At 35.3% G+C, this 22,910-nt stretch carries 12 protein-coding genes; 10 read left to right on the top strand and 2 right to left on the bottom strand.

The annotated features are described in order from the left end of the window. Nucleotides 1-4: 4 nt before the first annotated feature. Entirely contained in the window at nucleotides 5-994 is a 990-nt protein-coding gene (locus tag QMG60_RS19320) for a hydrogen peroxide-inducible genes activator (protein WP_281866101.1), read from the top strand. Between the two features lie 58 nt (nucleotides 995-1,052). On the opposite strand, the gene QMG60_RS19315 is transcribed toward QMG60_RS19320, so the two are convergent. Beyond that, complete coding sequence (locus tag QMG60_RS19315) at nucleotides 1,053-1,472, bottom strand: OsmC family protein (protein WP_057116387.1); 420 nt, start codon at nucleotides 1,470-1,472, stop codon at nucleotides 1,053-1,055. 210 nt (nucleotides 1,473-1,682) lie between these two features. Next, on the bottom strand, nucleotides 1,683-4,271 hold the full coding sequence (locus QMG60_RS19310) for a glycoside hydrolase family 3 C-terminal domain-containing protein (RefSeq protein ID WP_281866100.1): 2,589 nt from the start codon (nucleotides 4,269-4,271) through the stop codon (nucleotides 1,683-1,685). Nucleotides 4,272-4,597: 326 nt separating this feature from the next. Here QMG60_RS19310 and QMG60_RS19305 point away from each other — a divergent pair, with 326 nt between their 5' ends. The 9 genes from QMG60_RS19305 to QMG60_RS19265 all read left to right on the top strand — a co-directional run bounded on the left by QMG60_RS19305 (nucleotide 4,598) and on the right by QMG60_RS19265 (nucleotide 22,887). Beyond that, nucleotides 4,598-8,914, top strand: a complete 4,317-nt coding sequence (locus QMG60_RS19305; protein WP_281866099.1) for a hybrid sensor histidine kinase/response regulator transcription factor — start codon at nucleotides 4,598-4,600, stop codon at nucleotides 8,912-8,914. A gap of 534 nt (nucleotides 8,915-9,448) precedes the next feature. Continuing rightward, nucleotides 9,449-10,198, top strand: a complete 750-nt coding sequence (locus QMG60_RS19300; RefSeq protein WP_281866098.1) for a hypothetical protein — start codon at nucleotides 9,449-9,451, stop codon at nucleotides 10,196-10,198. A gap of 162 nt (nucleotides 10,199-10,360) precedes the next feature. Continuing rightward, nucleotides 10,361-13,582, top strand: a complete 3,222-nt coding sequence (locus QMG60_RS19295) for a TonB-dependent receptor (RefSeq protein ID WP_281866097.1) — start codon at nucleotides 10,361-10,363, stop codon at nucleotides 13,580-13,582. Nucleotides 13,583-13,606: 24 nt separating this feature from the next. Then, nucleotides 13,607-15,499, top strand: a complete 1,893-nt coding sequence (locus QMG60_RS19290; RefSeq protein WP_281866096.1) for a RagB/SusD family nutrient uptake outer membrane protein — start codon at nucleotides 13,607-13,609, stop codon at nucleotides 15,497-15,499. 12 nt (nucleotides 15,500-15,511) lie between these two features. Continuing rightward, nucleotides 15,512-17,161 (top strand): DUF5123 domain-containing protein, encoded by a 1,650-nt coding sequence (locus QMG60_RS19285; protein ID WP_281866095.1) that lies wholly within the window; start codon nucleotides 15,512-15,514, stop codon nucleotides 17,159-17,161. Nucleotides 17,162-17,289: 128 nt separating this feature from the next. Continuing rightward, nucleotides 17,290-18,933 (top strand): glycoside hydrolase 43 family protein, encoded by a 1,644-nt coding sequence (locus QMG60_RS19280; protein WP_281866094.1) that lies wholly within the window; start codon nucleotides 17,290-17,292, stop codon nucleotides 18,931-18,933. 6 nt (nucleotides 18,934-18,939) lie between these two features. Then, a complete protein-coding gene (locus tag QMG60_RS19275) occupies nucleotides 18,940-20,163 on the top strand; it encodes a glycoside hydrolase family 88 protein (protein ID WP_281866093.1) in 1,224 nt (407 codons plus the stop codon). Between the two features lie 32 nt (nucleotides 20,164-20,195). Further along, entirely contained in the window at nucleotides 20,196-21,878 is a 1,683-nt protein-coding gene (locus tag QMG60_RS19270; RefSeq protein WP_281866092.1) for a glycoside hydrolase family 28 protein, read from the top strand. 13 nt (nucleotides 21,879-21,891) lie between these two features. Then, nucleotides 21,892-22,887, top strand: a complete 996-nt coding sequence (locus QMG60_RS19265; RefSeq protein ID WP_281866091.1) for a pectinesterase family protein — start codon at nucleotides 21,892-21,894, stop codon at nucleotides 22,885-22,887. Nucleotides 22,888-22,910 lie beyond the last annotated feature (23 nt).

The following is a 22,910-nucleotide window of genomic DNA, read 5'->3' as shown; positions in this document are numbered from 1 at the left end:
AATCATGACCATACAACAATTAAAATATATTGTAGCGTTAGACGAAGAAAGGCATTTTGCGAGAGCTGCTGAAGTATGCATGGTTACACAGCCAGGTCTTACAATTCAATTAAAAAATCTGGAAGAAGAAATAGGCATCAAAATTTTTGATCGTAATAAAGTACCCTTAACACCTACAATACTAGGAGTAGAAATTATAAACCGAGCCAAAAAAATACTACGTGAAGCCGACGAAATACGTGATTTTGTAGTAAATGAAAAAAACTTATTAGAAGGAGAAGTTAAAGTAGGAGTAATTACAACATTATCTCCATATCTGATTCCGTTGTTTATTAAGGCAATGAAAGAAGCGACTCCAAAAGTGCATTTTATTATAAAAGAAGCCAATACAGGGCAGTTAATGAAAGATCTGGAAACTGGTGCATTAGATGTGGCTTTAATGGCAACACCAACAGGAAACCCAAATTTAATTGAACATCCAGTATTTAAGGAACCCTTTGTAGCTTATCTGAATAAACTTCATCCGATGATTAAAGATGAATTTTATGAAATGCAGCCAGGAGATAAAACAGAGTTATTGCTGCTTCATAGTGAGTTTTGCTACAATGCGCAACTGCTCGATATCTGCGGTATAAAATCACCAGGAAAAATAAAAGAACAATTTACTTACGATATTAGTTCGATCGAAACTTTAAAAAATCTGGTTCATGCACAATTGGGTTTTGCCATTATTCCAGAGCTTTCTATTCTTAACGAAAAAGATTTGGGACTTTTTAAACCTTTTAAAGAACCAAAACCAGTACGAGAAATAAGTTTAGTAGTTTCAGATTCCTTTTCAAAGAAATTACTGCTGGAAAAAATGAACGAAGCGATCTGGAATTGTCTTCCAGAATCATTAAAAAAAGACTTCGCTTACCGTAAAATAAGATGGAACGATTCTCCTTATTTTGTGAAATCAGTAAGTGATTTTATAATGCAAAGCAAAAAAGCCTGACCGTAAAGGCAGGCTTTTTTTTAAGTATTATTCTTAGTAAGCTTCTATTTTAATTTGCTTATGCATTTAGTGTTACTGCTAAAGTAATTTCAGTATTTAGTAGTTTAGATATCGGACAAATTTCTTTTGCTTTTTGAGCTGCTTTTTGAAAATCTTCTTCTGAAATTCCTGGAACTTTACCATTAAGTATTAATTGTATTAAAGTAATACTTCCATCTTCAAAAGTCACTTTAGCTTCTGTACTTAAATCTTCTGGAACAAATCCGGCTTCAGAAAGCAAAAAGCTTAACTGCATAGTAAAACAACCAGAATGTGCCGCTGCGATTAATTCTTCAGGATTCGTTCCCACACCTTGATCGAAACGGGTTTTAAAAGACAGCTGAGCATTGTCTAAAGTAGTACTTTGTGTACTGATAGTTCCTGTTCCTTCCATTCCTGTACCTTTCCAATTTGCGTTTGCTCTTCTTGTAAATTTCATGTTTTCTATTTTTTAAAAGTTATTTTTTGATTTCAAATCAGTTGTTTGATTTTGATGAGACAAATTTATGGCGGTCTGTGTTATTAATCAAATTAATAATTTTTAGTACTTATAAAAATAATTTATAATGATGTTTTTTTCAATTTTATTTTAAACAACAAAGCCTTTAAACGTAGTTGTTTAAAGGCTTTGTTGTATTAAATTTTAATACTATTTATCCAGTAATAATTCTTTTCCTGTAATATTTATTCGGCCAGTTTGAATATCGCTCGAACCATCTGGCTGTTTTCCTCCAATTGAGATCGTAAACCATCCTGGTTCTACAACACGTTGTTTTTTCTTATTGATTAAAGATAATTGTCTCGAATTAATTGTAAAACTAACTGTTTTTGTTTCTCCTTTTTTAAGATGAATTCGCTCAAAACCTTCTAACTGACATATTGGTCTCGGAGTAGAGGCTTTTTCATCTTTTATATACAATTCAACAACTTCATCTCCATCGCGGTCACCAATATTGGTTACATCAACCGATACTTTTAAGTCTGTTTCTGCACTTGCATTTGCAGGAATTTGTAAATTGCTGTACTTGAATTTAGTATAACTCAAACCAAATCCAAAAGGATAAAGAGGATCTTTTGTAAAATAGCGGTACGTACGGCCTTTCATGTCATAATTTTCGAAATCTGGCAGCTGGTCTACAGATTTATAGTACGTAACAGGTAATCTGCCGGCTGGATTATAATCACCAAAAAGTACATCTGCAATTGCATTACCGCCTTGCTGCCCTGGATATCCAGCTGTTAAAATAGCAGGAATATTATCATTTGCCCAATTTATAGAAAGAGCACTTCCGTTTATTAAAACTAAAATAACAGGTTTTCCAGTTGCTTTTATTGCTTTCATCAATTCTTCCTGATTTGCTGGTAAGTTAAGGCTGGTACGGTCTCCGCCTTCAAAACCATCCGCTTCCACTTTCATTTCTTCACCTTCCAAACGTTCATTTAATCCCAATACCAAAACCACAGCATCCGCTTGATTGGCAGTTTGAACCGCTTTTTCTAATGCATTTTCTTGTGGTTCGGCCCATAAAAGCTGCGCAATTGCATCGCCGTAGAAGTTTTGGTATTTCACTTCAATTTTATATTTTTTTCCAGCTTCTAATGTAATTTTCTGTGGACGAATTCTCGGGTGATGATTGTTTTTACCGCCAGTAGTTTTCCCCGTTTCAATATCTATGGTCATAAAAGGTTTTGACCAGTCAGAAATATTGTAAATTCCTGTTTTTGGAACCGTTATATAACCAGACCATTTTACGCTATAATTTCCCATTTTCATACGCGGATCAGGTGTGTTAATGTCCCAATGAAAATCTATATTATCATCATTACGAACAAAAAGTGGTTTTCCCTGCCATTCAGTGTTATCAAAATATTCTCCTGTTAAGCCTTGAGTTCCTTTTTCATTTTGAAAGTAAATAGACGGAATAACATTCATCTCAGGAACACCTTTTGCAAGGTCTGTCCCTTTTGCATACAATACCTTTGCATTAGGTTCAATTTTGTTTTGAATCCCCTTAAGAACAGTAATTGGATTGCTCGGAACACCACTGTAATTTCCCCATAGTGACTGTATATCATTTGCGTTTGGTCCAATTACAGCAATTGTTTTGATGTCTTTAGAAAGCGGTAATGTATTATTTTGATTTTTTAAAAGAACAATACTTTTTTGAGAAGCTGTACGAGCAAGCCAGTCATTTGCAGAATTATTATTTACGGAGTATGGAATTTGAGCATAAGGAACAATTTCATCAGGATCAAACATTCCTAATTTAAAACGAGCGGTAAACAAACGTTTTATGGCAGTATCAATATCCGCTTCTGTCAGCAATTTTCGGTCAAGCGCTTCTTTTAGTGATTTGTAACTGCTGCCACATTCTAAATCTAAACCTTCTTTTACTGCTAGAGCCGAAGCTGAAGCCGCATCATTGGTTATTTTATGATATTTCCAAATATCAGTTACAGCACCGCAGTCGGAAACGATATAACCTTTAAATCCCCAATCATTTCTAAGGATATTGAATAAAAACGGACTTGCACTGCATGATTCGCCTCTAAATCGGTTGTAAGCTCCCATTACAGAATAAACATGACCGTCTTTTACCAGAGTACGAAAAGCAGGAAGATACGTTTCATAAAGGTCAATATCACTCACATCGACATTAAATTGATGGCGAGATGGTTCTGGGCCAGAATGAACAGCAAAATGTTTGGCAGTAGCAATTACTTTAAAATATTTTTTATCAGTACCTTGAAGTCCGTTAACGTAATTAAGTCCGAGCTGGCTGGTTAAAAAAGGATCTTCTCCATAAGTTTCATGTCCGCGTCCCCAGCGTGGATCACGAAAGATGTTGATATTTGGAGACCAAAAAGTCAATCCCTGATAAATGCCATGCTGTCCTCGTCTTAAATATTCATGATGTTTGGCGCGCGCTTCATCAGAAATAGCACTCGCAACATCAAAAATTAACTGTCGGTCCCAAGATGAGGCAATAGAAATAGATTGCGGAAAAACGGTAGCATATCCCGCACGCGCAACACCATGCAGTGATTCGTTCCACCAATTGTATTCTGGCATGCCCAGACGATCTATAGCAGGAGCTGAATCCATTAATTGATTTATTTTTTCATCGATTGTCATTCGGGAGACCAAATCGTCAACGCGTTGTTCAATAGGTAAATTTGGATTTTTAAATGCAGCGTTTTCTTGTGCAAAAGTGTTTAATGCAAGGAAGTTTAGCATAAACACAAGTTTGTATACTTTTTTCATTGAATTGTGTGAGTGGTTTTGGGTTAATATAGTTAATAGGTTTTTTTTATTGAAATTGCGTAGAATGTTTATCAAAATTGAAGATACAAAATTATAGGATTACATTTTTTAGCTGAGTATTAATTGCTATTTCACACGTGTTGTAAAGCTTAAGCATCATTTTTATGAATTTGCCTCAATTGGTAAAAGAGTAAAAATAACTATTTAATAGAGGGCATTTTGCTAATTACAGTTCGTATTTTAGGTTAGGAAAGTAATTTTGATATTTTTGTGACTTCCGCCAAAAACTAAATTTAAGTATGCTGAAACATAAAACCATTGTCTTATTTTTTTGTTTGATAAGTGCATTTTGTACTGCTCAGCCAACAGGTCTTCTTACTCATTTTTCAAATGATGGTAAGTTAAGCCAATCAAGAGTTTTAGGAATTCAGCAAGATGAGAAAGGATTTATTTGGCTGGCAACTTTCAATGGACTGATTCGTTATGATGGAAATACTTTTCGAAAATTTAAAGTAGAACAAAGCGTGCCTTTAAATATAAAGTCTAATCGTGTCTCTAAATTTAAGTTTGATAATGATGAAAGAATTTGGATTCAGTCTGAGAAAAATGATGTCTATTATTTTGATGCAAGAGAACTAAAATTTCATAATCCTACAGAAGGAGATTCTGCTAATCATACTTTTGACCATTTTAAAATTATGCCTTCTGGAAAGACCTGGCTTTTTCCTGAAAGTAGAAACTACATGATCGTTTTTGAAACTAACAAACAGGTTAGACGAGTTAATTTTGATGTGGATAAGCATTTCGGAAAAATTAGAGATGTTTTTGAAGATAAGTTAGGAACGACTTGGTTTTTAACAGATGCAGGTATTTGCAGGTTAAATAAGTCTGCTAAAATACCGGAGTATTTCTTTTCGAATATGGCAGGAGAAGCTGGAAAGTCTAATTCATTTAATATTGCTGAAGAAACAAAGGAAGATCTTTGGTTTGGCGGTGATAAAGGAAAGTTTATACGATACAATAAAAAATCAAGTACTTTCTTTGACTTGAATTTAGGAATCAAAGATGATATTCTATTATTGAATATTGTCGAAGACAGTAAGGTATTGATAGTTACAAAAAGTAACGCCTTTTGTTTGTATGATATAAAAGCAGGTAAACTCGATACTTATAATGCTAAAACACTGCCGGGACTGCCTAATGAAAATATCAATTTTTTAGGATTAACGCATTCAAGATATTTTTGGTTTGATACTCCATCGGCAGTATTTCAGTTTGATTTAATTACCCGAAAATTACAACGATTAGAAGTCGATTCCAGTAATCCCGCTACAACAGCCGGTAAACAAAAAAGTTTTCTGTTAACCTCGCCAAACGGAACAGTCTGGATTCAGTCCAATAAAGGAGCTTTTGCTTACTGGGACGAAAAACAGAATAAGTTACGTTCTGTACTGCGATGTATTAAGGAATCAAGGGAAACTGTATCAGATGTTATGCATACCGCAATGTTTGATAAATTAGGAAATCTTTGGTTTTGTTCTTATAAGCAGGGATTGGACTTAATTACATTTAATAACAGTAATTTTTTGTCATTAAACTTAAGGACATCCGCAGATAACAAAAAGCAAAATGTCCGCAGTCTGATGGAAGACAATAAGAAGAATCTTTGGGTAGCAAGCCGCGGTGAAAATATTGAATTGTTTGATTCGCAAAAAAGAAAGATCGGTTTCTTGGGTTCTGACGGAACATTATCACAAAACAGTCCAGGCTGGGGCGCAGATATTTACAGTATGATGCAGGACTCTAAAGGCAGAATATGGATTGGAACACGCGGAAATGGCGTTTTCTGTCTTACTCCCAAACAATCCTCTTTCAGTTTTGCAGTACAACATTATAAATATGATGAAAAGGATAAGTATAGTATTAGTTCAGATGATATTTATAAAGTTTTTCAAGCAACAAACGGCCAAATTTATTTCGCTACTTGGGGAGGCGGAATTAATTTAGTTCGTGAGTCAAACAACGGAATCAGTTTTGTGAGTTATAGAAACGAACTGAAAAACTATCCAATTGGCGGAGCAGATAAAGTTCGTTCAATCGTTGAAACCAAAGAGCACAAAATCTTTTTTGTATCTTCTTATAAATTATTTTCTTTTTCAGAAGGAAATAAATCACCAGAAAAATTACAATTTAAAGAACATTTTCAGGCTTCTGGAAATGATATTCTTGATGTAATTGTTACTTCTGATAATCGTTTGGCATTGGCTACAAACGGAAAAGGATTGATTCTGATTGATATAGATAAGCAGGATAACGTAAAGGTGAAAACATTTTGGAGTGAAAATTTCGGTTTTCCACTAGAAGGTGTTGTCGGTATGCAGGAGGATAAATTTGGGAAAATATGGCTGATGGGGGATAATCAGATAGTTCGTTTTGATCCTAAAAATAATAGCTGCGAAACATTTCCGGAGTTAAAATCTATCATTGGAACCGAAATATTTTCCGAAGCAACAAAATGCAGATTATCAAGCGGTGAAATTGTTTCAGGTTATTCAGATGGAGTTATTTATTTTAAACCAGAAGCAATTAAATCGTCGACATTTAAACCTTATCTGGCGATATCTGGATTTTTAGTAAATAATAAAGAATTGTACGAAGTAAATCCTGAGACACCCAAAAATCCTGATTTATTAAAGGAAGTCACGCTGCAGCACGATCAGAATTTTTTCAGGGTTCAGTTTTCTGCATTAGATTATATCAAAAATGAAAACATTGTTTATCGCTACAAATTAGAAGGAATTGATAAAGAATGGAATTACATTAAAGCAGGACAATCTATTAATTATACCAATCTGGGGAGAGGAAGTTATACACTTTTAGTTTCCTCTACAAATGGGCACAATTTAAGGCTGGACAACGAGAGACAGATTAAAATTACAATCCGACCTTCAATTTGGGGAACCAACTTGGCGTATTTCTGTTATTTTTTATTGGGCATTGGTTTGTTTTTATTAATTCGAAGAGCGGTTTTAACAATTTTAAAACTGCGTAACGATGTAAGGGTTGAAAAAGAAGTAAGTGAATTGAAATTGAATTTCTTTACTGATATTTCACATGAAATTCGCACGCCTCTCACCATGATTACTGCTCCTTTAGAAGTAATGCTTTCAGATGATCAAATAGATAATTCGGTTAAATCACAGCTTCGTGTTATCGAAAAATACAGTACTAAGCTGCTCAATCTTGTCAATCAGATTTTAGACTTGAGAAGAATGCAGGATAGAAAATTAGAAGTTCGTGAAATAGATCTAGGGCAATTTGTGTCTGAAGTTTGTGACGGTTTTGCAGAAACCAGCATTCAGCGTAACATAAGATTAAAAGTAAGTATTAGTGAAACCAAACCGCATATATGGGCAGATCCAGATAGTCTTGATAAAATTTTAGTCAATCTGCTGTCGAATGCTTTTAAATACTGCAAAAAAGGAAATTCGATTGAAGTAAAAGTAGAAGAATCTGAAAAAAAGGTTTCTTTAAAAGTGAGCGATAATGGTCCGGGAATCAATTCGGTAGTTCAAAAAAAGTTATTTGTCCGTTTTTCAAATTACAATGAAAATCCTTTTAATCCAAGTACCGGAATAGGTCTTTCAATCGTAAAAGATTCTGTTGAAAAACATGGTGCAGAAATTTCACTTGAAACAACACTGGGTAAAGGAAGCAGTTTTGAAATTTCTTTTCAAAAAGGATACAGCCATTTTTCTAATGCGGTAGATATAGTGTTTGAAGAAACAGACGAACATTTGGCTGAGGATGAATTAACAACAGAAGAACATATTGAAACAGAAATAAGAGAAAAACCTATTGGTCTGGTGGTTGAAGATGATCCTGAATTGAGAAAGTTTATTGTTTCAATTTTAGAAAGTGATTATACCATTTATATAGCAGAAAACGGAGAAGAAGGACATTTAAAAGCGGCAGAATTATCTCCAGATTTTATAATCAGCGATATTATGATGCCTGAATTAGACGGGATAGAAATGCTTAAAATTATCCGAAACAACTTTGCAATCAGTCATGTTCCGGTGATTTTACTTAGTGCAAAAACAGCAATTGAAAGTAAATTGCAAGGAATGGAATACGGTGCAGATGATTATATTACAAAACCTTTTAATGTAAGTTTTTTAAAAGCAAGAGTAAAAAATGTTTTAGAACAGCGTATTCGTCTGCAGCAGTTGTATTCTACAGGAAGAATTGCTGAAATAGAAGTGGAGAAACCATTGCAGATTTCCAATAGAGACAATAAATTTATGCTTCAAGTAATTGAATTGGTGAAAGAAAACATTTCTAAATCTGATTTTTCTGTTGATGAATTAGGGAAATTAATGTGCATGTCACGCGCTAGTTTTTTTAATAAACTTAAAAGTATTACAGGTGTTTCTCCAGTTGTTTTTATTCGAGATATGCGGCTGAATGAAGCTGCAGAGCTTCTTAAAAATGAAGATCTGCTGATTAAAGAAATTTGTTTTGAAGTTGGTTTTAATGATTTAAAATACTTCGGAAAATGCTTTAGAGCAAAATACAATTATACTCCTGTAGAATATCGTAAACAATTCCGTTAGATATAAAAAACTATCTTATAGTGGTTTTAATACAAATTGAAACGTCTTTTTTTTAGTGATAAAATTTAATGTTTCTATTATTAAAAAATCCCATTCATACCTCAATACTAATTTGTATTGAGGTTTTTTTATGAATTTTCTACTGCGATTTGCAATTACATTAATGCTCAAAGTTTGTTGTGAAGTGATTTAGAATATTGATTATATGTGTTGAGATATGTTTTTTTATTTGTGAATATTTTTTTACATAATATAAAAAATAATAAAGTTAATTGTCAAATAGTCAGTTTTTATGGGGTAAATAGCGATTTAACCCTTTTTGAAAAGCAATATTTACCCCAATTTGAGATTAGCTATATCTAGTTTTGCTTCATAATCTTAACGGATTTTTAACTAACTAATCTTAAAACCAAAATTATGAACCAAACTAACACTCACACCAAATTTTCGCCACCAACGAAAAAAGTCAGCCGCAGCTGTAGAAGAAACGAAAAGGCAAATATTCTTCATTTTTAAATTTATATGGATATGAAAATGATGAAAAACCTAATACTTGGAGTGGGTTTATTTTTCGTGCTGACTTCCTGCTCTAATGACGATTTTAAATATGAAAGTTCTACAGTAAAATCATTAGATTTTCAATTAAATGGTGAGCCGTGGAATTTGAATGTCGGAATCTCAACCAGACCTTTATTTGTCTATAAAGACAATGGAGATTATTTTGCTAATTACAGTTTGCTTTATCGTTTTTCATTAGACAATGGAAAATACAAATTTGTAGCATCCGATTATCCAGATCAAATGATTCCTTCTCCAACCAATTTAAATGATTTGGTTGTGCCTCAGCCTACATTGGCAAACCAGCATGTCAACTTATCAGATGCCATGCCGTATGCATCTCCTTTTGAAGAACCGCTTACCTTGAACATTATTACGAGGACAGGAATACTGCGTTTAAAATCATTGGATATTACGGCAGACAAAAGTTATTCGACAATTAAAACAACAGTTTCTATAAAACGAAGCGGTTATAAAGTTTCTGACGGAACTTTTGTAAAAGAAGACATGTTTGTTACAAGAAGTAAAGCAACTGCCAGCGGCGGAATTAATTATACAGACGATTTTATTTTATTTCAAACGGGCGAAGAAGCTAACAATGTTCGTGTTAAAATAGAGTGTTTAGATCAAAACATGCAGGTTGTAAAAACAAAAGAATTACAAGCAGCATTTCCTATTGAAGCCAATAAGGTCACGAATGCAGATTTCTTTTTAAATGAGCTTTAATACATCTGCGGATACACTCGGAATACTTTAATAAAATAAAATCAGCAGTCCTTAACAGATTTATACTCATACCACATGATCCTATCATCGTGGAAACATTCTGCATATAAGTATAATATCTAATGACTTCGCTTTTAAAACAAATAAAAAAATAGTCTAGTTATGAAGATAAAAAAATATATCTGGAGCATTTTAGCCGTGTTACTTTTAACATGCAGCGCGTATGCTCAGAAGCGTGTAACCGTGACGGGTACAGTAAGGGATAATATGGGGCTGATTCCCGGCGCAACGATTATAGTAAAAAATGAAAATACAAATACAGTAACCGATTTTGATGGTAAATTCAGCATTGCCGTGACAGATCCAGAAACAGCCGTTTTGATTGTCAAATTTATTGGTTTGACAGATGAAACTGTAGCGTTAAAAGGACGCACATCTGGCATTACTGTTCAAATGAAAGAATCTAGCAGTGAGCTGAACGAAGTCGTAATTATTGGTTATGGTACGCAAAAGCGTAAAAATCTAACAGGAGCAATTTCGAGTATTAAAGGTACAGAATTAGCAAAAGTTCCAACAGCATCGGTAGCTGAAGCTTTGGTAGGAAGACTTCCAGGTGTGCAAGTTACAACTGCCGATGGTTCTCCAGGATCTGAAGTTATGATTAGAGTTCGCGGCGGCGGATCTATTACAGAAGATAACTCACCATTAATCTTGGTTGACGGATTTGAAGTTGCCAACTTAAATGATATTCCGCCAACAGATATCGAATCTGTAGAAGTTTTAAAAGATGCTGCATCAACAGCTGTTTATGGAGCGAGAGGTGCCAACGGAGTAATTTTGGTTACTACAAAAGTCCCAAAGGCAGGAAAAGTTTCGGTAAACATTCATAATTATACACAAATAAAAACGCTTGCCAATCACCTTGATGTAATGGATCCGTATGAGTTCGTAATGATGCAGTATGAATACGAACGTCAGCGTAACTCAAATCCAACTGGATTTTATAACAATTACGGACGTGCCAATGAATTATACATTTATAAAGGCAACAAAGGAACAGACTGGCAGGACGAAATATTTGGAAGTAACCCAATTACCAGATATACCGATATAAACGTTAACGGAGGAAGTGAAAAAACGAAATTCAAATTCACATTTGTCAATCAAGAGCAGCCGGGAGCATTGATAGGAACTGGTATGCGCCAAAACTATCTTTATTTAATCTTGAATTCAAAATTAACAGACAATCTTACTTTCGAATATCAAACCCGTTTGACAAATCAAACAATAGACGGTTCTGGAACAGAAGGTGTTAGTTTGCTTCGAGCTTTACGCGAAGCACCAACGGCAGGTTTAGAAGATTATATGACTTTACCAGATGATAATACTTATTTTGATCCAGAAGATTATGAAATACGTGCGCGTTTCAACCCAATAGAAGAATCAGAAAAGAATTACCGTGAACGAACTACACGAACTTTTAATACTACCGGAGCATTAACCTGGACTATCAAAAAAGGTTTAACACTGCGTTCTTCATTTGGTTATGAATACAAATACAGTGAAGATGGTCGTTTCTGGGGTACAGATACAGGTACAGCCAATGCAAATAATAATCTGCCTGTTGTATATTGGTCTATGACTCAGTCGCCGAGATGGCAGTTGAACAATGTTTTAAACTACGGATTCAAATTAAAAGAAAAACACGATTTTCAATTAATGCTTGGGCAGGAAATTAAAGATCAGGAAAGTTCTGCCAAATTTTACCGCACGCGTTATTTCCCAGAAGAAATCTCAGGTTCAAAAGCTTTAGATAATCTGGCATTAGGAACTCCTTTTGATAACGGTTCAATCGCAGGTTCTCCAAATAGAATTTCTTCCTTTTTCGGACGTGTAAATTACGGATTCGACGAAAGATATCTTTTTACGTTTACTGTTCGTACGGATGGTTCTACAAAGTTTGGACCTGATAATAGATGGGGAGTATTTCCTGCGGGAGCTTTTGCCTGGAGAGTTTCAAACGAAAGTTTCTTAAAAGACAGCAAAGTGGTTTCCAACTTAAAAGCTCGTGTAAGTTATGGAGCATCTGGAAATGACAGAATCAGCGGCGATTTATATGCGAAATATTACGGCGTATCTAGAGACCGTTCTGTAGGATGGGGAGAAGAAAATCATTATTACTATAATTTTTATAATGACAAATACTTAAACAATCCAAATGTAAAATGGGAGACAACTTATACCGCCAACTTAGGTCTTGATTTCGGTTTCTTTAACGAACGCCTTACAGGTAGTCTTGATTTTTATCACAATAAAGTAAAAGATTTATTAGTGCCGTCAGATATTGCTTCTGTATCTGGTTTTACAAAAATGATGACAAACGTTGGACAGACTTCTAACAAAGGAATTGAGTTTGCAATTACAGGAAATGTTATTAGAAAAAAAGATTTTCAGCTTGATTTAACTTTTAATATCGGACACAACAAAAACAAAATTGATAAGCTTTCAAGCGGAGAACAGGAATGGATTCTTAGTTCTGGCTGGGCAGGAACACAATTACTAAATGACGACGATTACCGTGCTTATGTTGGTGGTACAAAAGGTTTGATTTTTGGTTTTGAAAATGATGGCTTCTACACAATGGATGATTTCGAATCTTTTGATTCAGTTACAAGAACATGGAAATTGAAAGACGGTGTAGCAAACTCAAAAAATCTTTCTGGAGATCCGCGTCCTGGAAATGCTAAATTCAAAAAACTTACAGCTGTTGATCCGTCAGATCCAAATACGTATGTAATTGGTGATAAAGACAGAAAAGTTATTGGAGATACTAATCCTAATTTCTCAGGAGGATTTGGTTTAAATGCAGTTTGGAAAAACTTTGATTTATCTGCATTCTTCAATTTCATGTCAGGTTTTGATGTGTATAATGCCAACAAAATCATGATGACTTCATGGTATCAAAACACACAAAATAATTTAGGGATGGAAGTAGGTTTGAATAACCGCTGGAGAAATTTTGATGACATGGGGAACGATCTTCGCTATTCACCAGAAATGCTGGCGAAACAAAACGAAAATGCTACAATGTGGAATCCGACCAGTATCGGGCGTCCTATTGCAATGTCTTATGCCGTTGAAGATGGTTCGTTTCTTCGATTAAATAATCTGAGTATCGGATATACAATTCCAAAACAAAACAGCAGTAAAGTGGGATTCAGCAGAATTAGACTTTATGTAACTGGAAGTAACTTATTTGTTTGGACAAATTATTCTGGATATGATCCTGAAGTAAATCTGGAAACAGGCCTAACACCAAATATTGATTACAATGCCTATCCAAGAACTCGTAACTACGCTTTTGGAGTGCAGCTGTCATTTTAATTAAACGAATTAAATCACAAAAAGATGAAAAAGATATTATTAAGTTTTCTGTTAATTTTTGCGCTGACTTTTACAGCCTGCGAAGATTATCTAGATGTACAGCCTGCAACAGGTTTTACTCAGGCAGAAGTTTTCAAATCAGAAAAAGACATACAATCTGCAGTTGCCGGCGTGTACACGCTTATGCTTACCGATGATGCTTATTCAAATCGTCTGGCCTTTGTTTTTAATATGAATACCGATGTCGAAATGTCGGGAGTTACAACCAATACAGTAAACGGAAACGGGTCGGATATTGCCTGTTTTGATCCAAAACCGTATTGGACAACCTTAAATTCGACATGGAGTGCGATGTATAAAATTATCAATACAGCAAATGATGTAATTGAAGGAATTGAAAGTTCAGAACTATATAATTCAGATCCTAAAACACAGCCGTCAAATATTATGCATATGTATGGTGAAGTAAAAACACTTCGTGCGATGGTTTATTTAGACATGATTCGTATTTGGGGAGATGTTGTTTTTAGAACAAAATCCTCAACTGGAGACGAAAATTTTGCCGTGGGAGTTACCGATAGAAATACAATTCTTGAATTTTTAATCGACGATTTAAAATCGGTTGAACCTTTAATGAAAAATGCAAGTGAATTAGATTATGGAGTAGAACGCGCATCGAGAAGTTTCAATCAAAGTTTAATTGGTTTGCTGGCACTTACAAGAGGAGGATGGACACTTCGCCCTGACGAAAACAATCCTGCAAGTATTGGGCACATGGAAAGAGGTAAAAATTACGAGCAGTATTATGACATTGCCATTCAATATCTGGATAAAGTAATCCAAGGTAGACAGCACGATTTAAAATTGAGTTTCAGAGATTTTTGGGTAAAACAAAATAATTGGGAAACCCCAGTTAATGACGATGTGATATTTTCGCTGCCGATGCTAAAAAACTCATCAGGAGAATATGGCTATTTTGTTGGAGTTCCAATTATTGAAGGAAATCATCCATACGGAAGCGCATCAGGAAATTTAAGTTTATGCGGAGAGTATCTTTATTCTTTTGATAATAAAGATTTAAGAAGAGATATTACATGTGCACCACTATCATACGATCAAAACCTGAATCAGGTAATCCGTCTGGATTTAGCACGTTTAGCAGTAGGAAAATGGTCGAAATTATTTATGACAGATCCATTAGGAAGCACCAGCACAAAAGGAACAGGTATAAACTACGCATGGATGCGATTTGCAGATGTATTATTAATGTATGCAGAAGCCGTAAACGAACGTTTTGGTCCGCGCGAAGATGCCAAAGAATGTTTGAGACGAGTGCGTCGAAGAGCATTTGCGCAGTCTAACTGGCAGGACAAAGTAGACAATTATGTACAAGCTAAATCATCTCCAGAGTTGTTTTTTAAAGCCATTATGGATGAGCGTAAATGGGAATTTGGAGGCGAAAGCAAACGTAAATTCGATCTAGCACGCTGGAATAAATTTAGTGAAGTTATTTACAATCAATATTATAAACTGCTTAACTGGGGACGCGTAGCAAATGGAGCTTATGTGCCGGGAATAGACCAAGTTCCAGGAAGTATTTATTATAAAAATATTCCAGATCCTGCAAACTCAGGCAGAACCATTTTAGATATTAAAGGTATTGATGAAATTCTACAAGCACGTCCAGCTGGTTATACAGAACTTCCGTTTGCGATAAGCTGGTATTCATTAAATAATGATACTGCAAGTTATGAACCTAGAAATGATATTAAATGGAGTTTTAGAGGTTTTATCAATTACAACAATGCTTCATCTGTATCTCCAAATGATCCATTACGTTATTTATGTCCTTATCCTTCCAAGGTAATTACAGATCATCGAGGAGCCATTCAAAATTTTTATGGTTTTAATTTTTAATCGAATAGTAGTATGAAAAATTTTAGAACATTAATTTATATTTTATCATTTATGGGCTTAATTGTCTGTGGAGAAATGCTAAAATCCTGCGATACAGATGAGTTTCGTTATAAACCTGTCGAAGACTTATTCCAGCCAAAATTCGTGCTTCCTGCTCCATTAGTAAAAAGCAATTCAATAGCTGTGGTGTGGTACAAAGTTAATGATGCAGCGTCTTATACAGTAGAACTTCATTTGGATAACTATTATAAAAGTTTGTACAAATCGTATACCATTACTGATACACAAATTTTGATGGACGACATTCCTTATAAAACCCAGTTTTATATTAGAGTAAGATCGAATCACGTTAACGGAGATCATAATTCACAATGGGCTTACTCAAGTGCTCTGACAGAAGACCGTCCGCCATTCGATCCTATTTTACAGCCAGTCGAAAGAGTGAATATTACCGAAACAAATGTAACTGTAACATGGGCAGTTTCTGCTGGAAATCCAGTAGACAGTATATCGGTTCAGCCAGCTCAGTCTGCAGAACTTCCTGCTATCGGGCGTAAATTAACTTCTGATGAAATGAGTAAAGGAGAAGCAAAGGTTGAAGGATTAGAAAAAAACACTTTGTATAACGTTAATATTTTTGATAACAATAAACCAAGACGTTATGATAAACCTTATAATCAGGTTTCTTTCCGTTCTGCGGGACCGTCAGCTTCTACTATTATTGTAACAAAAGGAATGGATTTAGATGCATTGCTGCGAACTAACAACGACGATCCAACAGTTCCAGAAGGAACAGAATATTTCCTTGAAGCAGGTTCATTATTCAAAATTACTCCGTTTACCATATCAAAAGGATTTAAGCTGACAGGAGGAACACAAGGAGAACGCCCACAGATTGAAATGAACGGAAACTGGAATATTGCAGAAGGATCATACTTATCATCTCTGGCTTTTGAAAATATTCGTTTTTACCAAACTATAGATGCCAGCTATTTCTTTAATAGTGGAACTTCTTGGACAGTAGAATCTATCACATTCTACAACTGTGTTTTCAACTATTTCAAAAGAGGCTTCTGGAGACATCAAGGAAACGGAAAATACAAAGAAATCGGAAATTTTGATATGAGCTATTGTACGTTTGATCAAGTTGGAGGCCACACAGGACCTTACGGTACATTTGCTTTTGGTTCTGCCGGAGCTGACAATGTAAAAAGAGCAGTTTTCTCAAATTGTACTTTTATGAGAGATTACTATCAAACAACAGATAAAAATAGAAACTTTAAAAACCTATTCGATTATGGAACATCTGCATATCCAATTCATTTGGAATATCAAAATGTTACCATTTACGATTATGCTTATAACAGATCATTAATCAATATACCATCTGCAGTAGGATCAACTTTAATCTTTAAAAATGTGTTACTGGCCTCTGCCTGCGGTAAAGTGATTCAGGCAATTGCGGCCAACACACCTACGACATACGGCAATAATTACACCACAACAGATTATCTGCTTGGTGCCGCTGGAATACAAGGAACAGATTTAGGCATTAGTGCACAAAATTTATTTGTCGATCCAGCAAACGGAAATTTAATGATTAAAGACTCTAATTCTCCAATTGTAACCAACAAAGTAGGAGATACGAGATGGCTCCCATAAGTTTTTGTTAATTAAGTAAGTGGTTTCAGTACTGAGGAAGTATCCTTGTGGTTGAGGATACTTCTATGTACTGTTCGATGCTGATTAACCTAAACGAATCAATGAATTATATCAAAAACAATTAAAAAATGAAATTCAAACAATTACTGCTTTCCCTTGGATTATTATGTTATTTGGGAGTAAAAGCTCAAGGCTGGAATGCCGATTTAGGAAACGGAAAATATAAGAACCCTATTTTACACGTAGATTACTCGGATCCCGATGTATGTGCAGGTAAAGAGGGGTATTATATGACCGCATCCAGTTTTAATAGTATTCCCGGGCTTCCTATTCTTCATTCCAAAGACTTGGTAAATTGGCAGTTGGTTGGATATGCATTACAAAATCAATTTCCTATTGAGCATTATCGCACTGTTCGTCATGGTGATGGCGTTTGGGCTCCCTCTATTCGTTACCACAATGGAGAATATTTCATCTATTGGGGAGATCCAGATTTCGGAATTTACATGGTCAAAACCAAAAATCCAGAAGGTGTTTGGGAAGAACCCGTTTTAGTCAAAGAAGCTAAAGGAATTATTGACACATGTCCGTTTTGGGATGAAGATGGAAAAGCCTATTTGTCGTATGCTTTTGCAGGAAGTCGTGCCAATGTAAAAACAGTTTTAATGCTGTCTGAACTTACGTCAGATGGCACTAAACTAATTGGAAATGCCGCAATGGTTTTTGATGGACACAACGGCCACACAACAGTTGAAGGTTCTAAAATGTACAAACGTGATGGTTATTATTGGATTATGGCTCCCGCTGGAGGTGTAAAACCTGGATGGCAATTGGCAATGCGCTCTAAAAATGTTTGGGGTCCTTATGAGTCTAAAATAGTTTTGCATCAAGGAAATACAGTAATGAATGGACCACATCAGGGAGGTTACGTAGAAACGCCAAATGGTGATGGATGGTTCATACATTTTCAAGATCGTTGGGCATATGGACGTGTAGTCAATTTACAGCCTGTTACTTGGAAAGACAACTGGCCTATCATGGGAATAGATTCTAATAAAGATGGTATTGGCGAACCGGTTTTAGAATGGACAAAACCAAATGTAGGCAAAAACTATCCTGCAACTCCCTTGGTTTCTTCTGATGAATTTGATGGACATCAACTTGGATTACAATGGCAGTGGCAGGCCAATCAAGACCCGGCTAAACATTGGGGATGGTCGTCTGCAAATCTAGGATTTATGCGTTTAAACTGTATTCCACGCGATGAAAATACCAACACAATGTGGATGTCGCCCAACCTTTTACTGCAAAAATTTCCAGGCGATAATTTTACAGCAACTGCAAAACTGACTTTCGAGAACAATCCAGAAGCAGGAGTAAGCGGTTCTGGTTTAATTGTATTTGGTGAAGACTATTCTTATATCGCAATCGAACAGGATAAAGCAGGAAATCTGAATCTGGTGCAGCGTACAATGAAAAATGCGAGAACTGCTAAAGAAGGTGAAAAAGATATTGCCTCAGTTTTGATAAATAAAAAAGAAGTACAGCTTCGCGCTAAAGTGGAGATGATTCAGAACAAAGAACCGTTTGATGCCAGAGTTACTTTTTATTACAGTATCGATGGAAAGAATTTCAAAAAATTAGGTGATTCTTTTAAACCTGTTGCAGGACGATGGGTCGGCGCAAAAATTGGTCTTTTTGCCACAGGAACAAAAGCGGTAAACGACAGCAGTTATGCCGATTATGACTGGTTTAGAGTAGAAGGTAATTAAGAAGTTATGAAAGAAAAAATGAAATATTATGCATTCTTTTTGATTGTTTGTCCTCTAATATCCTTTGGACAATTAAAATCAAAAGAAAAATCTGGAATAACGCCAATCGAGTGGGCAAAGAAAATGGCTGATTCTGACCAAAAACGTGTTCCGAATCCTGTATTTCTTGATGGTGTAAAATTTCCAAAATGGAATTACACCAATGGTTTGGTTACACTTGCTAATCAGAAATTATATGATTATACGAAAGAACAAAAATATTACGATTACGGACTTTCATACGCAGAACAGCTTATTGATAAAGAAGGTAAAATTGGCGGTGGTTACGAGCTTGAAAAATACAGTCTAGATTTAGTGAATTCTGGAAAACTTCTTTTTGAAATTTACAAGAAAACGAATGATACGAGATATAAAATCGCAATGGATGTGCTTCACAAACAATTAGAAACGCATCCAAGAACTTCTGATGGCGGTTATTGGCACAAAAAAAGTTACCCGTGGCAAATGTGGCTCGATGGTGTTTATATGGCAGACCCTTTTGCTGCTCAATATGGATTTGTTTTTAATGATCCAAAAGCAATTGACGATGCGATTTTACAAGCAGAACTTATTCAAAAACACACTTTTGATGCCAAAACAGGTTTGAATTTTCACGGTTATGATGAGAAACGAACTCAGTTTTGGGCAGATAAAAACACTGGAACTTCTGCCCATGTGTGGGGGCGTGCACAAGGCTGGTATTGTATGGCATTGGTAGACATATTAGATTTTGTTCCAGAGAATCATCCCAAAAGAAAAAATTTAATAGAAATTCTTCAAAAGGTATATGAATCTGTATTAAAAGCACAGGATTCCAAAACAGGCGTGTGGTGGCAGGTCATGGATCAGCCGGGACGAAAAGGTAATTATTTGGAATCTACCTGCTCAACCATGTTTGTGTATTCGTTTGCGAAAGCCTATAACAAAGGTTATGTCGGAGAAAAATTCCTTAAATCGGCGCAAAAAGGTTTCAAAGGAATTCTAAAAGAGTTTATAAAAGAAAATCCAGACGGCACAATATCGATTACCAAATGCTGTGCGGTTGCCGGATTAGGAGGAAAAAATCCTCAAGATCGTGACGGTTCATTCGAATACTATATTTCGGAACCCATAAGAGATGATGATGCAAAAGCTGTCGGTCCGTTTATAATGGCTGGAATTGAACTGCAAATGCTTTCAGACAAAAAATAATACATCACATTATACAATTGGTTATGATAAAAATGAAAAAAACAATTCTTCTAGCAGCATTTCTTTTTGCTGCTTTTTCCTGTATGAGTCAAAAGAAAGGAGCTCAAAATGTGACAGAAAAAAAGGCAGATTCGGGGTTAAAAATTCCCTTCAAAATGCCAGAAGTACAGCTTCCGAAATTTAAAACAGACACTTTAAATATTGTTGATTTTGGAGCAGTGCCCAACACCGAGCAACTTTGTACAAATGCCATTAATACAGCAATCGAAAAGTGCTCTAAGTCAGGTGGAGGTGTGGTTGTAATTCCTGCTGGTTTATGGACAACAGGCCCTATAAAACTGAAAAGCAATGTAAACCTTCATACCCAAAATGGCGCTTTTATTTCTTTTACAAGCGATTTAAAACAATATAAGCTGATAGAGTCTTATTTTGAAGGAAGTAAAGTAATTCGATGCGAATCGCCTATTATGGGTGTTGGCCTAGAAAATATTGCGATTACAGGCCAAGGTATTTTTGATGGAAATGGTGCTGTATGGAGGCCTGTCAAAATGGGTAAAATGACTGCAGGACAATGGGACGAATTGATAAAATCTGGTGGAGTTTTGTCTAAAGATGGTAAAATCTGGTATCCTTCAAAAGGCGCTTATGAAGGAAATGAGGAAAGAAATAAACATCCTAAAAAACAAACCATAGAAAACATGGAGCCTTACAAAGAAGCGCTTCGTCCCGTAATGGTAAGTTTAGTGAATTGCAAAAAACTGCTTTTAGACGGCGTTACTTTTCAAAATTCTCCAGCATGGAATGTCAACCCATTAATGTGTGAGCATCTTACCATACGAAATTTAACAATTCGAAATCCGTGGTATTCTCAAAATGGCGATGGCCTGGATTTAGAATCCTGCCGAATCGGATCGGTAACCAACTGCCGTTTTGATGTTGGTGACGATGCGATTTGTATCAAATCCGGAAAAGATAAAGAAGGAAGAGACCGCGGAAAACCAACAGAATTATTTGTAATAACAGATTGTGTAGTTTATCATGCACACGGTGGTTTTACCATTGGAAGTGAAATGTCTGGAGATGTTAGAAATATATTCGTTAAAAACCTCACATTCAATGGTACAGACTGCGGACTTCGTTTTAAATCGGTTCGAGGCAGAGGCGGAGTGGTCGAAAATATTTGGATGGAAGACATCAGAATGAATAATATTCCGACTGATGCCATCAATTTCAATTTATACTATTTCGGAAAATCACTCTCAGAAGATAAAGATACAGGAGAAGTAACAGTAGCAAAAGAACCAGTTTCAGAAGAAACTCCTGCATTTAAAAATATGTATTTTAAAAATATCTATGTAAACGGAGCTTCTCAGGCTTTGAAAATTATGGGAATTCCCGAAATGCCAGTTACTAATATCGAATTTGAAAATATGATCATTCGTTCAGATGTAGGTATTCAGATGAATTACGCAAGCAAAATTGCTTTTAAAAATCTTGATTTAAGATTAGACAAACCAGGAATTGCCGTAAGTTTTTCTAATAGTCAGAATGTGAGTTTGGATGGCTTGAAATCTACTGGCGAAAATCAGATGTTTTGGGTTGGCGGTTTAGAAACAAAAGATATTTCATTAAAAACCAACGGAAAGAAAATGGTTATGAATAAAGATCTAAAAGTTCTAGAGTCGATTAAAGGAGAAGTGAAAGTTGTGGATTAAAACAGAAAACAAAATGATACTATTCAGATTTTTAGCAGTCTCGATTTTCTTTACGAATGTTTCATTTGCAAATGATGCTATAAGAACTCAAGCTCCAAAAGAACTCAAATCGTACGATATTGTTGTAGATGCCAATGGCACTGGGAATTTTACAACAGTTCAGGCTGCCTTGAATTCGGTTGCATTATTAAAAACAACCGAAACTACAATTTTCATTAAAAACGGTGTTTACAAAGAAAAACTAGAAGTAGTTTTAAACCAAAACAATATTACTTTAATAGGCGAAAGCAAGGAAAAAGTAATTCTTACTTATGATGATTATGCTTCCAAACCGAATGGTGCAGGCGGAACAATTGGAACTTCTGGATCGGCGAGTTTTATAATTACAGCAAATGATTTTAAAGCACGAAATATAACTTTTGAAAATTCATCTGGACCAGTAGGACAAGCTGTAGCAGTGAGAATTGACGGCGATCGAATTATTTTTGAAAATTGCAGATTTTTAGGTTTCCAAGATACACTATATCCGCGTGCAGATACCAGCAGGCAGTACTATAAAAATTGTTATATCGAAGGAACAACCGATTTTATTTTTGGAGGTTCAACAGCTGTTTTTGATCAATGTGAAATCTTTGCCAAGAAAGGCGGTTCCTATATAACTGCAGCCAATACGCCTCAATCTAATCCGTATGGATTTGTATTTCTGAATTGCAAGTTGACTACAAATTCGGGAAACAGCACTTATTATTTAGGAAGACCTTGGCGCAATTATGCGCGAACTGTTTTTCTAAAATGCGAAATGGAACCACACATTAAACCAGAAGGATGGCACAACTGGGGTAAACCAGAAGCCGAAAAGACCACTTTTTATGCCGAATATTTGTCTACAGGAACAGGAGGAAATACATCCTCCCGCGTAAAATGGTCTCATGTATTATCATCCGAAGAATTTAAAAAAGATTATTCGATGAAAGCTGTTTTGAGAGATTGGAAACCAGCAATTAAATAATTCATTTTTAAATCATATAAATC

Source organism: Flavobacterium sp. GSB-24 (genome assembly GCF_027924665.1).
GTDB lineage: Bacteria > Bacteroidota > Bacteroidia > Flavobacteriales > Flavobacteriaceae > Flavobacterium.
This window is presented reverse-complemented; position numbering and strand designations above follow the sequence as displayed.

What these genes read in the sequence shown, in the direction of transcription:
- QMG60_RS19320 (WP_281866101.1), top strand. Translation starts at nt 5, where the DNA reads ATGACCATACAACAATTAAAATATATTGTAGCGTTAGACGAAGAAAGG.
- QMG60_RS19315 (WP_057116387.1), bottom strand. Translation starts at nt 1,472, where the DNA reads ATGAAATTTACAAGAAGAGCAAACGCAAATTGGAAAGGTACAGGAATG.
- QMG60_RS19310 (WP_281866100.1), bottom strand. Translation starts at nt 4,271, where the DNA reads ATGCTAAACTTCCTTGCATTAAACACTTTTGCACAAGAAAACGCTGCA.
- QMG60_RS19305 (WP_281866099.1), top strand. Translation starts at nt 4,598, where the DNA reads ATGCTGAAACATAAAACCATTGTCTTATTTTTTTGTTTGATAAGTGCA.
- QMG60_RS19300 (WP_281866098.1), top strand. Translation starts at nt 9,449, where the DNA reads ATGATGAAAAACCTAATACTTGGAGTGGGTTTATTTTTCGTGCTGACT.
- QMG60_RS19295 (WP_281866097.1), top strand. Translation starts at nt 10,361, where the DNA reads ATGAAGATAAAAAAATATATCTGGAGCATTTTAGCCGTGTTACTTTTA.
- QMG60_RS19290 (WP_281866096.1), top strand. Translation starts at nt 13,607, where the DNA reads ATGAAAAAGATATTATTAAGTTTTCTGTTAATTTTTGCGCTGACTTTT.
- QMG60_RS19285 (WP_281866095.1), top strand. Translation starts at nt 15,512, where the DNA reads ATGAAAAATTTTAGAACATTAATTTATATTTTATCATTTATGGGCTTA.
- QMG60_RS19280 (WP_281866094.1), top strand. Translation starts at nt 17,290, where the DNA reads ATGAAATTCAAACAATTACTGCTTTCCCTTGGATTATTATGTTATTTG.
- QMG60_RS19275 (WP_281866093.1), top strand. Translation starts at nt 18,940, where the DNA reads ATGAAAGAAAAAATGAAATATTATGCATTCTTTTTGATTGTTTGTCCT.
- QMG60_RS19270 (WP_281866092.1), top strand. Translation starts at nt 20,196, where the DNA reads ATGAAAAAAACAATTCTTCTAGCAGCATTTCTTTTTGCTGCTTTTTCC.
- QMG60_RS19265 (WP_281866091.1), top strand. Translation starts at nt 21,892, where the DNA reads ATGATACTATTCAGATTTTTAGCAGTCTCGATTTTCTTTACGAATGTT.